This is a genomic window from Flavobacterium sp. FlaQc-28, assembly GCF_044007415.1.
Lineage (GTDB): Bacteria > Bacteroidota > Bacteroidia > Flavobacteriales > Flavobacteriaceae > Flavobacterium.
In genome coordinates, this window is record NZ_JBIPCM010000001.1 from 1,049,440 (window position 1) to 1,065,127 (window position 15,688).

General features: G+C 33.1%; 11 protein-coding genes. 7 read left to right on the forward strand and 4 right to left on the reverse strand.

Going from position 1 to position 15,688, the window contains the following annotated elements; translation table 11 throughout:
* The first annotated feature begins 37 nt into the window (after window positions 1–37).
* Window positions 38–2,803: a PD-(D/E)XK nuclease family protein gene (locus ACHRVL_RS04620; protein ID WP_395410693.1), complete on the forward strand. Its 2,766-nt coding sequence runs from the start codon at window positions 38–40 to the stop codon at window positions 2,801–2,803.
* Window positions 2,804–2,860: 57 nt separating this feature from the next.
* On the opposite strand, the gene ACHRVL_RS04625 is transcribed toward ACHRVL_RS04620, so the two are convergent.
* Together ACHRVL_RS04625 and ACHRVL_RS04630 are read right to left on the reverse strand one after the other, a co-directional pair.
* Window positions 2,861–3,637: an alpha/beta fold hydrolase gene (locus ACHRVL_RS04625; protein WP_395410695.1), complete on the reverse strand. Its 777-nt coding sequence runs from the start codon at window positions 3,635–3,637 to the stop codon at window positions 2,861–2,863.
* Window positions 3,638–3,665: 28 nt separating this feature from the next.
* Complete coding sequence (locus ACHRVL_RS04630) at window positions 3,666–4,208, reverse strand: sigma-70 family RNA polymerase sigma factor (RefSeq protein ID WP_395410697.1); 543 nt, start codon at window positions 4,206–4,208, stop codon at window positions 3,666–3,668.
* Window positions 4,209–4,374: 166 nt separating this feature from the next.
* Between ACHRVL_RS04630 and ACHRVL_RS04635 the strand changes: the two genes are divergently transcribed.
* From ACHRVL_RS04635 to ACHRVL_RS04645, 3 genes are all read left to right on the forward strand, one after another.
* A complete protein-coding gene (locus ACHRVL_RS04635) occupies window positions 4,375–5,514 on the forward strand; it encodes a FecR family protein (protein WP_395410699.1) in 1,140 nt (379 codons plus the stop codon).
* A 215-nt stretch (window positions 5,515–5,729) separates the two neighbouring features.
* Complete coding sequence (locus ACHRVL_RS04640) at window positions 5,730–9,056, forward strand: TonB-dependent receptor (protein WP_395410700.1); 3,327 nt, start codon at window positions 5,730–5,732, stop codon at window positions 9,054–9,056.
* Between the two features lie 4 nt (window positions 9,057–9,060).
* Window positions 9,061–10,920: a RagB/SusD family nutrient uptake outer membrane protein gene (locus ACHRVL_RS04645; protein ID WP_395410701.1), complete on the forward strand. Its 1,860-nt coding sequence runs from the start codon at window positions 9,061–9,063 to the stop codon at window positions 10,918–10,920.
* Window positions 10,921–11,016: 96 nt separating this feature from the next.
* On the opposite strand, the gene ACHRVL_RS04650 is transcribed toward ACHRVL_RS04645, so the two are convergent.
* Window positions 11,017–11,820: a TIGR00266 family protein gene (locus tag ACHRVL_RS04650; protein WP_370433223.1), complete on the reverse strand. Its 804-nt coding sequence runs from the start codon at window positions 11,818–11,820 to the stop codon at window positions 11,017–11,019.
* A gap of 180 nt (window positions 11,821–12,000) precedes the next feature.
* Between ACHRVL_RS04650 and ACHRVL_RS04655 the strand changes: the two genes are divergently transcribed.
* Both ACHRVL_RS04655 and ACHRVL_RS04660 read left to right on the forward strand, forming a co-directional pair.
* Window positions 12,001–12,357, forward strand: coding sequence for a hypothetical protein (locus tag ACHRVL_RS04655; RefSeq protein ID WP_115887521.1), 357 nt, complete (start codon window positions 12,001–12,003; stop codon window positions 12,355–12,357).
* Window positions 12,358–12,446: 89 nt separating this feature from the next.
* Entirely contained in the window at window positions 12,447–12,965 is a 519-nt protein-coding gene (locus ACHRVL_RS04660) for a ferritin (protein ID WP_089054664.1), read from the forward strand.
* A 65-nt stretch (window positions 12,966–13,030) separates the two neighbouring features.
* Here ACHRVL_RS04660 and ACHRVL_RS04665 read toward each other — a convergent pair whose 3' ends face one another.
* On the reverse strand, window positions 13,031–14,323 hold the full coding sequence (locus ACHRVL_RS04665; protein ID WP_395410704.1) for an aminopeptidase P family protein: 1,293 nt from the start codon (window positions 14,321–14,323) through the stop codon (window positions 13,031–13,033).
* Window positions 14,324–14,793: 470 nt separating this feature from the next.
* Here ACHRVL_RS04665 and ACHRVL_RS04670 point away from each other — a divergent pair, with 470 nt between their 5' ends.
* On the forward strand, window positions 14,794–15,636 hold the full coding sequence (locus ACHRVL_RS04670) for a hypothetical protein (RefSeq protein ID WP_395410706.1): 843 nt from the start codon (window positions 14,794–14,796) through the stop codon (window positions 15,634–15,636).
* Window positions 15,637–15,688: the final 52 nt, after the last annotated feature.

Below are 15,688 nucleotides of genomic sequence, written 5' to 3' on the forward strand. Positions count from 1 at the left end.
CCGCTCTTAATTGAGTGGCTTTTTTTATTTTTATCAAATGATAAATACTTCTTTTCTAGAAAAAATAGCGACAGTAGTAATTCAAGATTATTCTGATAAACTTGCGGAAACTACTATTATTTTACCCAATAAGAGGGCTAAGGTTTTTTTAATCGAAGCACTTAAAAAAGAAACTCAAAAAACAATTCTTTCGCCCAATATTATTAGTATTGAAGATTTTGTTCAAGACGTTGCATCAATCCGTTCTATAGATGCAATAGAGCTTTTGTTTGAGTTTTATGAAGTCTATTTGTCTATTACAGAAAAGCAAAATCAGCAATCTTTTGAGCTTTTTGCAAATTGGGCTAAAACGCTTCTACAGGATTTTAATGAAATTGATCGCTATTTGTTAGATCCTTCATATGTTTTGTCTTATTTAAAAGACATCGAGGATATTAAGAGATGGGGAATTGAAGTTGAAAATAAAACAAAACTGTTAGAGAATTATATTGATTTCTGGAAACTTCTTCCATTGTATTATGAATCGCTTTATAGTCATTTGTTGAATAAAGCGATTGGTTATCAAGGCTTAATTTATCGAGAAGCGGTAAATAATCTGAATCATTTTTCTAATACAATTTCGAATCATAATTTTATTTTTGCGGGATTCAATGCTTTGAATGCAGCAGAAGAAAAAATTGTACAACATCTTTTGGCTTTAGATCAAGCGAGAATTTACTGGGATGTTGACCAGACATTTTTAAATGATCCATTTCATGATGCAGGACTTTTTGTTCGTCGTTTTAAACAGAATTGGAAGCATTATAAGTCAAATCCTTTTGAATGGATAGTAGATGATTTTTCTCAAACTAAAAATATTCAAGTTATTGGTACTCCAAAAACAATTGGACAGGCTAAATTGGCTGGTAGTATAATTGAGGATTTAATTACTGCTAATCCAACAGCAAGCCTTGATAAAGTTGCAGTTGTGCTGGGTGAGGAAAATCTTTTAATTCCAATTTTGTATGCACTTCCTTCGTCGGTTGGGGCATTAAATATCACTATGGGATATTCTGGAAAGAATAATCCGTCGCAGATATTGGTAGCAAAATTTTTTAAAATGCACGCTAACGCACTTTCTCGTGCAGGCGGCAGTTATGTTTTTTATTATAAAGATGTTCTAGATATTTTAACCCATCCATTAGTCGAGCCATACGCCGATAGTAATCATTTAGTAAAAATTATTAAAGAGAATAATTATACTTTTATTACTTTAAATAAGATTTTAGAACTCAACCCAAATCCGAGTAAGTTGTTTTCTTTACTGTTTCAGAAATGGGAGAATGGGTCTATTGCGGTTTTGGAAAATATCTCGGCAATTTTATTGCTGATTAAGGAAAATTTCAGCAGTGATAATGAAGAAGAGAAGATTGCTAAGACTTTTGTGTATGCTGTTTTTAAAGTGATTAATAAACTGATCAATTATTATTCGCAGCATAAACATATTGACAATATTGATACGCTTCATGCAATTTATAAGCAGATTATTGATGTAGCGGAGGTTTCTTTTGAAGGTGAACCTTTGCGTGGTTTGCAGCTTATGGGGGTTCTTGAAAGTCGTGTTTTAGATTTTGAGACTGTTATTGTAACCTCGATGAATGAAGGGAAATTTCCTGCTGGAAAATCTCAAAATTCCTTTATTCCTTATGATGTTAAAAAAGAACTTGGATTGCCAACTTTTAAAGAGAAAGACGCAATTTATACCTATCACTTTTATCATTTATTGCAAAGAGCAAAAAATATTTATCTGATTTATAATACCGAAAATGATGGTTTAGATGCTGGGGAGCGAAGTCGTTTTATTACACAATTAGAAGTAGAAAAACAATCTAAGCACAATTTGACTTTTGATATATATAATCCTGTTTTGCCTGATACGGCATATCAACCAATGGTGGTTCCAAAATCAGAAGCAGTATTAGAACGTTTGAAAGAAATCGCTGCTGCTGGTTTTTCGCCTTCGGCTTTGACAAGTTATATTAGAAATCCAATTGATTTTTATTTTCAAAAGATACTTCGCATTAGAGAAGTTGAAGAGGTGGAGGAGAATATTGCTTTAAATACGCTTGGAACTATTATTCACGAAACTTTAAAAGCGTTGTATGACCCTTTTATTGATAAGTTTATTTCGGAAACAGATATTAAAAATTGCTTCAATTTGCTGGATGATGAAGTTTTGAAACAGTTTAAATTAGTTTATAAAGAGGGTGAAATTAAAAAAGGCCGTAATCTTTTGGCTTTTGAAGTGGCTAAACGAAATGTTTCTAATTTTTTGAAAATGGAATTGGATTCTATAAAAAATGGAGATGCAGTTAAGATTATAGCTTTAGAGAAAACATTCGAACGTGAATTAAATCACCCAAATCTTCCATTCCCAGTTTTAATTAAAGGAAATGTGGATCGTATTGAACTTCGAAACGGAAAAGTGCGAATTATTGATTATAAGACGGGAAAAGTTGAAAAGGCTAATGTTGTGCTTAAATCATGGAATGGCTTGGCACAAGAGCTTAAAAACGATAAAATTATTCAGGTTTTAGCTTATGCCTTCATGTTTGAGAATGAAGCAGGAGATATTCCTATGGAAGTTGGAATTATTTCGTTCAAAAATTTAAAATCAGGCTTTTTGCCATTTAGTTTCAAAGAAGATAAAGAATTGAATTTGACAGTGACTAATGAAATTTTAAAAAATTACCTAGAGGAAATCGTTTTGCTTTTAAAGGAAATCTTAGACGTAACTATTCCTTTTGAAGAAAAGATAAGTTAAGCAATCAGAAAACTGTTTGAAAATTTTATTTGGTAATAATAGGTGAAGTCGTGTTTTTTAATTGAAAAAATCAAGTAAGATTGTTTTTAATTCTTCTTTGTTTTCGATGTGACTCATGTGTCCGTCTTCAAACGAAACTAATTCAACGGTCGTGTCATTAATTTGAGAAAGACTTTCTTCGTAGTTTAAAACAGGATCTTTTTTACCCAAAACTAATAAAACAGGAAAACGATTTTCATGTAAAAGTGCTTCTCTGTCTTTTCGTATTTTCATTCCTTCTAGAGAGGCTATAATTCCTTGTAATGGTGTTTTTAGAGCTTGTTCTTTTGCGTTTTCGATTTCATTCACTAATCGAGCACGATTGTTTTCGCTGAATAAATTAGCTATAGCCAAACTTACAAAGTTGACATAGTTTTGTTTTACGGCTTTTATGGCGCGAGTTCTGTTTATTTTTTTTTCAGCGCTGTCTTCTTTAGAAGTAGAATTTAGTAAAACTAGTTTTTTAATGTTATTTGGAAACAATTCGGCGAAAGCTAAACCAACGTAACCGCCCATAGAATGTCCTAGAATAGTTGCTTTTTCAATTTTTAAATGCTGTAAAACTTCATGAACTGCGTTCGCATTATCTTCCATTTCATGAACGTAGCCTAAGGATTCAGATTCGCCGTGGCCTAACAAATCGATTGTTATTACACGGTATTTTTCTGAGAAAAGAGCAATATAATCTTTCCACATTTTTTTGTTTTCTAGAAAACCGTGAAGTAAAACAATTGTATTTCCTTTTCCAGTATCAGAGTAAGATATTTTTGTGTTTTTGTATAAAGTGTAATTCAAAATGTAAATTTTATATAGCAAAAATAAGTTATTTTATAAGCCATATGAAATATAGAATGAATTTTAAGTGTAAAGTTTTTTGAGAGTCTCTTAAAGAAGCATAGGCTCTTTTCATTTGTGTTTTTACCGTATTTATTGAGATGTTCTGGTCTTCAGCAATTTCTGCGTAACTCAGTCCTTCGACTACATGTGATATAAAAATTTCTCTTCTCGACTGTGGAATCTTGTCAATTAATGTTTGAATTTTAGGCTTTTTGTTTTCTTCTGTATTTTCAAATACATGTTCTTCTTCAGATTTTGGAAGGGCAATTTTTGCATCTTTTAGACTGACAGTTTTGGTTTTTTCTAAATGCTGCAGACTTAAGTTTTTGATTGCTTTTGTACCATATGCCTTAAATGAAATGGTAAAGTTTAATGTTTCGTCTTTTTCCCATAAGTACATGAAAAAATCTTGTACCAGATCTTTTGCTACATCTTTATCCTTAACTATGTTAAAAGAGACTAAGGAAAAAAAAGCAAAATGCTCTTTGTACAAGGCTTCAAATACTTTTAAATCCTTAAAATTAAACATCTGAGAATTGCATTTATTCGTTCTGTAATGGATTACACGGTGTCAAATGTAAAATAAAAAGTTATTTATTTTCAACAAAGTGTAAAAAAAATCAAAATTTTTTGATTAGTTGTCACCCTAAAAAGCTTTTTTTATAACCTATATAAATAACCACTTATATAAAACAATGAACCGAAACTCACAATTGCTTGATATCCTTAGGGAAATAGTGTCGAAGAAGAGCTTTGATACGTCTAAAATTGAATTACTGCCCTTTGAAGATCAGGAATTGATAAAAAATCTTCAGAGTAACGGTTTGCTTGAAGAAGCGCTGTTGTACTTGGAATCTATCGACACTGATAAAAATTGGGAAGAATTACAAGAGAAACTAAATCTGGAGAAAAAATCAGTTGTAATCAATTGGAGGAATATTTTTCAGTATGCAGCAATGTTTTTTTGCTTATTAGGTTTGGTTTATGTTTTTCAATACAAAGCGGGTAAACAAAATAAAGCAGCAGTTTCTCCTAATGCCATTCAATTGGTTTTGGAAAATGGGGATATTCAGGTTTTAAATCCGAATGGAGAACAACAGATTATCAAGAAAAATGGAGAAGTAGTGGCTTCTCAAAAAGAAAATGAGATTAATTATAAATCAGCTAAATCAATGAGCAAATTGGTTTACAACGAAATTAAAATTCCGTACGGCAAGACTTTTAAAATAACATTATCGGATGGAACATTGGTCAATATGAACGCTGGTTCTTCTTTGAAATATCCAGTTCAATTTATTAAGGGACATAATAGGGAAGTTGTTTTAGATGGAGAAGCTTTTTTTGATGTTGTAAAAGATAAAGCGCATCCATTTATTGTCAAAACAAGAGGAGTAAATGTGAAAGTTTTAGGAACAAAGTTTAATGTGAGTTCTTATAAAGAAGATATCGATATCAATACAGTTTTAGTCGAAGGTTCGGTGAGTTTGACTGATGCAGCTAATGCAAATACAAAAACAACGTTGGTTCCGGGTGAAAAAGGATCTTGGAATAGTCGAAATACGGAGATAGCTAAAGAGAAAGTAGATACCCGTTTTTATACCGAATGGATAAATGGTGAAATTGTTTTCAGAAAAACGGCTTTTAAAGATATTATAATAAAACTAGAAAGGACTTACAACGTAACTATTGAAAATAACAGGAAAGATATTTTAGATAAAAAATTCAATGCTAGTTTCAACAAGAATATTGAAAGTATAGAAAAGGTATTAGAAACAATGAGCAAAATTCAAGGCTTTACTTATAAAATAGAAGGAAAGCTTATAAAAATAAACTAACTATTTACTAACCAACCAAAAAAAAGAAATTATGAAGAGGATGTAATTTTTTGAGAAACATAAGAAGTAAAATCGGAAAATAGTACCAGTATTTCCCGATTTAAGTGTTTCAAACGACGTATCGAAATTAAATCATTTAAAATCAATCCAAAATTATGAAAAAAATAATTAAGAGGAATTGGCTTAGTCCTTATTTGCCTAAAATTAGTCTAAGAATGAAACTAACCACATTATTACTGATACTTTCTTTGATGAAAATTCAAGCAAGTGTCTATTCGCAAAATACAAAGCTTACATTTAACATAAAGAATGTGCCAGTCGAAAAGCTGTTTAATAAAGTAGAATCTGTTTCAGAATACAGATTTCTTTTTGAAAGCAGTATAATTGATCTGAACAGAAAGGTGACAGTTAATGTAAAGAAAAAGGGGATAACCGAAATATTAGAAGAGGTTTTTAAAGGAACCGATATTTCTTATACGATAAATGATCGCCAGATTATTTTGGTAAAGAAAAAACAGCAAGTACATCTTCAGGAAAAAAATACAGTTCAGAAAGTTGTAATCGAACAAGGTATTGAAGTTACAGGAGTTGTAACCGACTCGAAGAATATGCCGATACCAGGAGCGAATGTTATTGAAAAAGGAACTAAAAATGGGGTACAAACCGACTTAGACGGAAAGTTTATAATTCGTATAAATGGAACCAATAGTGTTTTAGTTTTTTCTTTTATAGGATTTGAGAATAAAGAAGTAGCAGTTGGTCAAAGTAAGTCTTTGAGTGTAATTTTAAACGAGCAAAATGCAGCTTTAAATGAAGTTGTAATTGTTGGTTACGGCGCGGTAAAGAAAAAAGATTTAACAGGAGCTGTAGCAACCGTGAAATCAACGGATATTGCTTTAAGTCCAGTTTTAAGTCCGATGGAAGCACTTCAAGGGAGAGTTTCGGGTCTGGATATTCAACGTGGATCTGGAAAAGCAGGAACATCTCCAAAAGTCTTATTAAGAGGAAATAGATCTTTGACAGCAAGTCAGGATCCGTTGTATATTGTTGATGGACTTCCTTCAAGCATCGATAATTTGAATCCGAATGACATTGAAAGTATTGATGTTTTAAAAGATGCTTCTTCGACTGCCATTTATGGTTCTTCGGGTGCCAATGGAGTTATTATTGTTACCACTAAAAAAGCAAAAGCAGGAAAAACGCAAATTGACTTTAATAGTTATTTTGGACTAAATGGTTTCTCTTCTTTTCCTGCTCCTCTCACAGGCGAGAAATGGTTAAATTATAAAAAAGACCGATTTTATTTAGACAATGGCTACCAAGCAACGAACTTAACAGATTTAGGTTTAAACGCATCTGCAGTTGCCGCGATTGAAAAAGGAGAATATGTAAACTGGATCGATAAAACTTTACAAGTAGGAACGCAGCAAAATCATAATCTTTTTATGAGAGGCGGATCTGAAAAAGTACAAGGGTATTTTTCTTTAGGATATATAGGTGAAGAAGGAATTTATCAAAATGATAAAGTAAACAGCTTTAATTCCAGAGGAGGAGTTGATATTAAATTTAGCAATAAATTTAAAACAGGTTTCCAATTGATTTTAAACTATCGTAAAAACAGCACAACCAATAGTAGAATTAATAAAGCATACAGCGTTTATCCTTTAGGAGTTCCGTTTGATGAAAATGGTGTTGTGAATCTTTATCCAATCGAAGGAGATCAAAACAACATTAGTATTTTGGCGAATAATTATCCAGGGGCTTTTGCTAATGAATCATTAAGTTATAATGTACAATTCAATCCTTATCTGGAATTTGAATTTGCTAAAAATTTTAAGTTAAGATCTAATTTAGGAACTCGATTTTCAGGAAGCAGAGCGGGGACTTTTCAAAATAAAAATTCATACAATCTGTTAACGGAAGGTAGAACTGCAAGCGAAGCCACTTATAATAACGAGTTGGCTTATAGCTACATCTGGGAAAATATTTTGAGCTATAATTTTAAATTGGGTAAAGATCATGATTTTGGTTTAACAGGAATTACTTCTTGGGCAGACAGCAGATCAGAAGGAGCTTATTTAGGCGGTAATGGTATAGATTACGACGACTTTAAGTTTTATAACATGGGAGCGGTAAAAAATCTAACTACCAGAATGAATGCTTACAGCCAGTTTAACAGAATGTCATTTGCTGGTCGTTTTAATTACAGTTATAAAGGAAGATACTTATTTCAATTAACCAATCGTTGGGATGGAGTTTCTCCGTTGGCGGAAGGCAATAAATGGGCATCTTTCCCATCTGCATCATTGGCTTGGCGTATCAGCGATGAAAGTTTTATGGAAGGAATGAGTTCATGGCTGAATAATTTAAAACTGAGACTAGGTTATGGTGTTTCGGGATCGGCAAATATTGATCCTTATTCTAGTTTGACTCGTACCTCTACAAAAACAAGCAGTCTTTCTCTTGGCGGCGGTACAGCTTTACCAATGTATGTTCCTACTGAGCATATTTCAAATTCAGATTTAACTTGGGAACGTTCTACAAATACTAATTTAGGTTTAGATGTCTCTGTTTTGAAAAATAGAATCGATCTGGTAGCCGAATATTATTGGACAAATACAGATGGTATTTTATGGGATCGTCGTCTGCCTACAAGTTCAGGAGGTTACGATGCTAAAACACCTTATAAAAAGACTTCTAATATTGCAACTTCTGAAAACAGAGGTTTTGAACTTTCTATAAATACTAAAAATATTGATACTGAAAATTTTAAATGGAATACTTCATTCACCTTTACACATGCCACAGAAAAGCTGACCAATATTGATTTAGGGAACTTAACCGTTAATGAATTAATTTCTGAAGGTCTGTTCATTGGGCAGACTCCAGCGTCAGGCGGTGTGTTTTATGATTATAAAAAAATAGGAATCTGGCAATTGGGTCAAGAAACCGAAGCCGCTTTATATGGTGCAAAACCTGGAGACATAAAATTGCAGACAGTGCCGCAAGTTGATGCCAATGGAGTTTCTGATAATGGAGTACACGTTTATTCTACAAAAGACAGAATGATTGTAGGGAATAATGTTCCAGATTATTTCTTTGGTTTCCAAAATACATTCAAGTACAAGAATTTTGACCTTACAATATTTGTAAACGGAAGACAAGGCGGTATGATGCGTGCTCAGGTTTTGGGTTATTGGAACAAAGAAGCACAGCCGGAAACGTATAGTTACTGGACACAAGATAATCCAACAAATGATTTTCCGAGACCAGGAGGTAGTTTTAATACACAATTTCAATCGTCATTAGAGCTTGTAGATGCATCATATATAAAAATCAAGAATATTACTCTTGGTTATTCTATGCCCGAAGATTTTCTTAAAAAAACGGGTTTAAGTAATTTGAGACTTTATTTAACATCTTATAATCCTTTTGTTTTTAGCCGTAGTCATTTGTTGAAAAATGTAGATCCAGAAAGTGGAGGGTCAGATTCATTCCCATTATTTAAACAAGTTGTTTTCGGTATTAATTTATCATTGTAGTATCATGAAAAAATATATAAAATTAAAATCAGTAATTGTCTTAATGTTTTTTATGGCTGGATTAACTCAGTCATGCAGTTTAGACGAAAAAAATCTTACTACTGTTTCTTTGGATAAATCCTATAGCGAAAGGCCGGGATTCGAAGGATTAATCAACAGTTGCTACGAGAATTTATATTTCCTGCACGGAAAGGTCGATTATATAGCACCTACAGAAGCAGGAACCGATTCTTGGGAAAACGTGAGTAATAGCGGAATTGGTTTTACACAATATGCCAGTCAGTTAAATCCAGATGACGGAAATATTAAAGTAATTTGGGGTACAGCTTACACGACTATTAATCTATGCAACACGGCAATTTATTATTCAAAAGATGTTAAAGGTTATGCTTCTACAGAAGAATTGAATGCAAAACTGGCAGAAGCTTATTTCCTAAGAGCCTTTAGTAATTTTACATTGGTAGAACAATTTGGAGGTGTGGTTTTAAGAACAAAATCGTCTATTATTGAAGGAGCAGATAACGCTCCAGTGCGTAGTTCCGAGAAAGAGTTTTACGATTTAATTATTGAAGATTTAAAATTTGCCTGTGCAAATCTCCCAGTGCAGCAGACTTTACAAGGACGAGTGGCTAAGAAAGCGGCTTATGGTTTATTGTCAAAAGTATATCTGCAGAGAACAAGATTAGGAGACGCTTCGGAGTATGCAAAATTGGCCTTAGAAACCGCTGAAGAATTAATTAATAATGCAACAAAATACCAGACTGCTTTATATTTAAGCGACAATACTAAATCGGGATTTAAGAAGCTATGGGAAGGCAGCAATAATAAGAAAAATACAGAATTTTTGTTTACTCAAGGAATCGATCCTGGAGGTCTTAATCCAGAAGGTTTCAACAGAGGAAGAACAAGACAGTATTATTTGCCAGATTTAGCAACCAGAGGAGCTGAATGGGGAGCAGGAGCAACTAGTATCTTATACGGACGAGCCAATAGCCGTTTGCTAAAACCAAGTAAATATTTGCTGACAGAAGTGTTTATGCCCGTACCATCACCAGCAGATACACGTTTTGCGGAAACATTTACGTACAAGTTTTATGCTGCAGCAAATAAAACGATTACACAAACTATGGCGACAGCTTATAAAAAAGATCCTTCAGTAGTTGGTTATACTATTAAAAATACATTAGCTCAGGCACTTCCGGCGGTTAATTTTTATTCGCAAAGAATAGAGGAACAAATTAATATGAATAATGATGAAGGTTTAGCTGTGTTCACTCCAAATTGGAATATCGATCCAGTTGTGAAAAGCAAAATGCCAATGCTTGTAGCTGATCCAAGCGATATTTTCGAACCAGGAACCAATAAGTATAAGGATCCTGCAATGTATCCAAACGATCCAAATCTTATTAATATTTTTCCAGCCATGCGAAAATTTTCTGCAGCATTATATTGTCAAAGCAATCAGTATTGGTTAGGAGATATTCCTATTATTCGTTTGGGAGAAGTGTATTTGATAGCGGCAGAAGCAGCTATTTTAACAGATAATCAGGCTAAGGCATTGATTTATGTAAATACTCTTAGAAAAAGAGCCGCGTTAACATCAAGAGAAAGTGAAATGTTGGTTTCAGGAGCTCAAATGAATATCGATTTTATTTTAAAAGAAAGAGCAAGAGAGTTATCTGGCGAACATACAAGATGGATTGATCTAAAACGTACTGGAAAGTTAACTAAAACCTATTTGGATCAGACAAACCCAATCGCAGGAACAAATTTTGTTGAAGGTAAACATACTGTTAGACCAATTCCGAGATCATTTTTGGATGCAATTTCAAATGCCAAAGAATTTGGTACTAATGGGTATTAAGTGCACTTTTGGTTAGGTGCTTTGGGCAGTTCGAAAGAGCTGCCCTTCTTTTTATAAATTAAAATGACTCCCATTTCTGAAAGTCATTCTATAAAATTAAAATCGATTATCACCATCCAAAAGATTTCCTAATCCGCCAAGTAAACTTCCTTCGTCACGACTGTTTCCTCCGGATTTTGGTGCCGATGCAATAATGCGGTCAGCTAATCTTGAGAATGGCAGTGACTGCACGTAAACCGTTCCCGGACCTTTTAAAGTGGCATAAAATAATCCTTCGCCGCCAAAAATAGAATTTTTGATTCCGCCAATAAATTCAATGTCATAATCTACATCTTTGGTAAAACCAATAATACATCCTGTATCTACTTTTAGGACTTCACCGTGACCTAATACTTTTTTAGCCATTGTTCCGCCAGAATGTACAAAAGCCATTCCGTCTCCTTCAATTTTCTGCATGATAAAACCTTCGCCTCCAAATAAACCGCGTCCTAATTTCTGAGAAAATTCTATCCCAACAGAAACGCCTTTGGCGGCGCATAAAAAGGAACTTTTTTGACAGATAAATTTACCTTGAAATTCGGTTAAATCAATCGGAAGGATTTTTCCCGGATATGGTGACGCAAATGATACTTTGCTTTTGGTATTTCCTTGGTTTAAAAATGCTGTCATAAACAAGCTTTCGCCGGTAAGAACCCTTTTACCTGCATTTAAAAGTTTGCCAAACAAACCTGAACCTTGTTGCTGAGAACCGTCTCCAAATATCGTTTCCATTTGGATGTTGTTTTCCATCATCATAAAACTGCCAGCTTCGGCAATTACAATTTCCTGCGGGTCTAGTTCTATTTCAACATACTGCATTTCTTCTCCAAAAATCTGATAATCTATTTCGTGTGCCTGCATAATTTCTAAATTTTTTGTTTTTTAAAATTAGACAAAAAATCCTGTAGAATGTTACAGCATTTTGTATACTTCAGCTGTTTTTAAGAACATTATATGATTTTGTTATTTTAAATTAGTCTTAATTATGTTTTTTATTACTTTAAATTATATATTTTTGCACCGTTATTATATTTTATCAGAATGGCATTAGTTAGTGATTTGACCACCAAAGTATTATTTGAAACCGAAAAAGGATACAGTTATCAATGTGATTTGACCAATAGCATAATTATCAATTTTGTTGATACAGTGTCAAGTTATAAAATTCAGGATTTTTTGATTTTTCAGAGAAAGGTTAATAGCGTTGATATTCTTAACATGCTTTATGATTTGTCTGATCATTCAGACGCTCAGTTGATTGAAACTACCAAAAGAAACTTTTCCAGAAATCTTACCATTTGCGAAATAGTGCAGTTGAGAGATTTATTAAACGGAACTAAATTTACGCTTACATTGCATTCTATGCTTTGTAATATTGTCAACGTCGAGCTTATTTAGATTCTTACTTAGATTAAATCCAAATTTTCAGGTGTTTAGAGCTGCCGTCTTTAATTTTTGTAATTTTACACGTATAAAAATTAAAGGTTATGAAAGATTTACTAAGAACAAGTACTTCATTAGTTGAAGGAATCGAAAATATATTGAACTTACAAGCAAAATTAGAAAGTGATGCTTCTAATAAATATTTAGCTATGGCTGCATGGCTGGATAGAAATGGTTATGCAAATACAGCATCTTATATGTATAAGCAAGCCGAAGAAGAAAGAGAGCACTTTCTAAAAGTTTTCAAATATATTACAGACATGGGTGGGATTGCAGTTACGCCATCTGTTCCAGAAGTGCAGCAAGAATTTGCTTCTTTTAAAGAAGTATTTGAAATTGCTTTGCAAAACGAAATTGCAGTAACTCAGGCAGTCAATAAAGTAATCGCAAAATGTAGAGCTGAAAATGATTATGCTACCGAAGATTTTATGATGTGGTATGTGGCTGAGCAAAGAGAAGAAGAGAAAAATGCAAGAAGAGCTTTAGAGCTTTTTGAACTGATCAACGAAAACGCAGCTGACGGCAAATTTCAATTAGACGTGCAAATCGCTAAAATTGGATAAGTAAATCCAATTTATAAAATTAAAAAAGCCCTTAATGATTTAAAATTATTAAGGGCTTTGTTTATTTAGTCATTCATCAAGCTTTCAATTTCATCAGCTTCAATTGGAATGTTGCGCATTAAGTTAAAAGGTTCTCCTTTTTCTTGAACAACAACATTGTCTTCTAAACGAATTCCGAAACCTTCAGCAGGAATATAAATACCTGGTTCAACCGTAAAAACCATATTCGCTTTCATAGGCTCGTGAAGCAAACCGTAATCGTGTGTGTCAAGTCCCATGTGGTGAGACGTTCCGTGCATGAAATATTTTTTGTAAGCAGGCCATTCTGGATTTTCGTTCTGAACATCTGCTTTATCAATTAAGCCTAAACCAAGTAATTCAGAAGTCATGATTTTACCAACTTCGATATGATATTGTTTCCAAAGTGTTCCTAGTGTAAGCATTTTTGTTGCTTCATTTTTAACTCTCAAAACAGCATTGTAAACGGCTTTTTGGCGATCAGAAAAACGTCCTGAAACTGGAATTGTTCTCGACATATCACTTGAATAATTTGCATATTCAGCCGCAACATCCAACAAAATTAAATCACCAGCTTTACATTGTTGATTGTTTTCGATATAATGCAAAACATTTGCATTGTTTCCAGATGCGATAATTGGCGTATAAGCAAAACCTTTAGAACGGTTACGGATAAATTCGTGAGCCAATTCAGCTTCGATTTCATATTCAGTAACATTTGGTTTTACAAACGACAATAATCTGCGGAAACCTTTCTCTGTAATATCACAAGCCTGCTGAATCAAATCGATTTCTTCACTTTCTTTTACAGAACGAATTCGCTGTAAAATTGGGTTGCTTTTTGCAACATTATGCGCTGGGTAACGTTCTTTCCACCATTTTACAAAACGTGCTTCGCGAGTTTCAGTTTCAACAGACGCGCGGTAATGCTCGTTTGTGTTGATGTACATCGTATCCGCATACGTCATCATTTCGTTTAAGACTTTATGAAAATCCTGTAGCCAATAAACAGTTCTAATTCCCGAAACTTGAAAAGCACGTTCCTTAGTTAGTTTTTCACCTTCCCAAACAGCGATGTGATCGTTAGTTTCTTTCAGGAAAAGAATCTCTTTTTGATTTTCATAAGGTGCATCTGGAAATAAAAGTAAAATACTTTCTTCCTGATCTACGCCGCTTAGATAAAAAATATCTCTGTGCTGTGCAAACGGAAGAGTACTGTCGGCACTAACTGGGTAAATGTCATTTGAATTGAAAACGGCAACAGAGTTTGGTTTCATTTCTGCCGTGAATTTTTTGCGGTTTTTTACAAAAAGAGCGCTGTTTATTTGATGATATTTCATAATAACTTAGTTTTTGAACTTCGAATTTCAAAATTACATTTTTTTACAAAGTAGCGTATGATAGATTTATTAAAGTTTTCTTATTTGTTTTGAGTTTGCCGTAAAGGCGCTAAGACGCAAAGTTTTCTAACCGCAAAGGGCGCTAAGAATTACGCAAAGTTCGCAAAGATTTCCTCAATATTGTCATTTCGACGAAAGGAGAAATCTCCGCAAGTAACTCGACAAAGATTGGAAAAATCTTAGCAACTTAGAACCTTAGCATCTCAGAATCTTAATTTGGGCGTGCCCCTCCGGGTCGGGCTTTCTGCTATATTTTTATTCCGATCCGCTTCATAAAAAGATTCCGCCTCTAGCCCTCATGCGAAATGTGTTTTTAGATTCAAAAAATATTAAGTAAGTATTTAATAAAATAAACTATTTTAGCTTTGAAAGAAACTTTGATTTGAAGACTATAGTTTTAATTATTTATAATGTTACAGAGATTAAAAAAAATGGGGTATTTATTTTGGTTAACTGTTTTGGCCGCTTTTGTTTTGGCAGGATTGACTATTTATCAGGCTTATGATAAAGTTCAATCTGATAATGATGCAATTCAAGAAAAAAAGACTGCAGATCAAGAACGAAAAAGGGCAGACGAAGCTCGAAAGGAAACTAAAATTTCACAAGATAAAGCGGAAAAGTATTTAAACTCTTTAAAAGAAGCTAATGAGAAAATACAAAAACTTAATTACGAATCGCTCCATAAAGCAGATGAGATTATCAGAAAAAATGAAGAAGTAATAAAAGCTCAGACAGAAACGATTAGAAGTGTCACTGGATTTGGTACGCCAATTGCTGTAGTTGGACGTCAAAGTGGTAATAATGGTTCGTTTTATGTCGTGAATAATGGAAATTATAATTTTAAGAATTTAAATATAGATATATTTGATTTTTCAGATGATTTGAAATCGCATTTGAAAGATAATAAGTTATCAAATGATTTAATGCAAAAGCATCTTTTAGGAAAAGAATCAGTTGTTAATCTTCCGCCAAATCAAACTTTACAAGGGTCTCATTTTTTTGATATTAATCAATTTAAGGCATTTGAGGTAAGGATTTATACTGACCATGGAGAGTTTCGAGAATTTTTTATATCGAAATTTAATAAAAGTAATGGCTTGGCTGAACATTATTATTATAAATTATTTGAAATTGATCGTTCAACTATGGAATGGCATCTTATAGAACAAAAACCTCAAAATAATAGCATGGATGCTCTTTTTGAAAAATATTTTATTATGCATAATTATATGATGACAAGTGAAAATTTTTAATTTGGAATCTATTAGTGCTGATTTTGAAATTGAGTTTGCAGTATCATAAAAA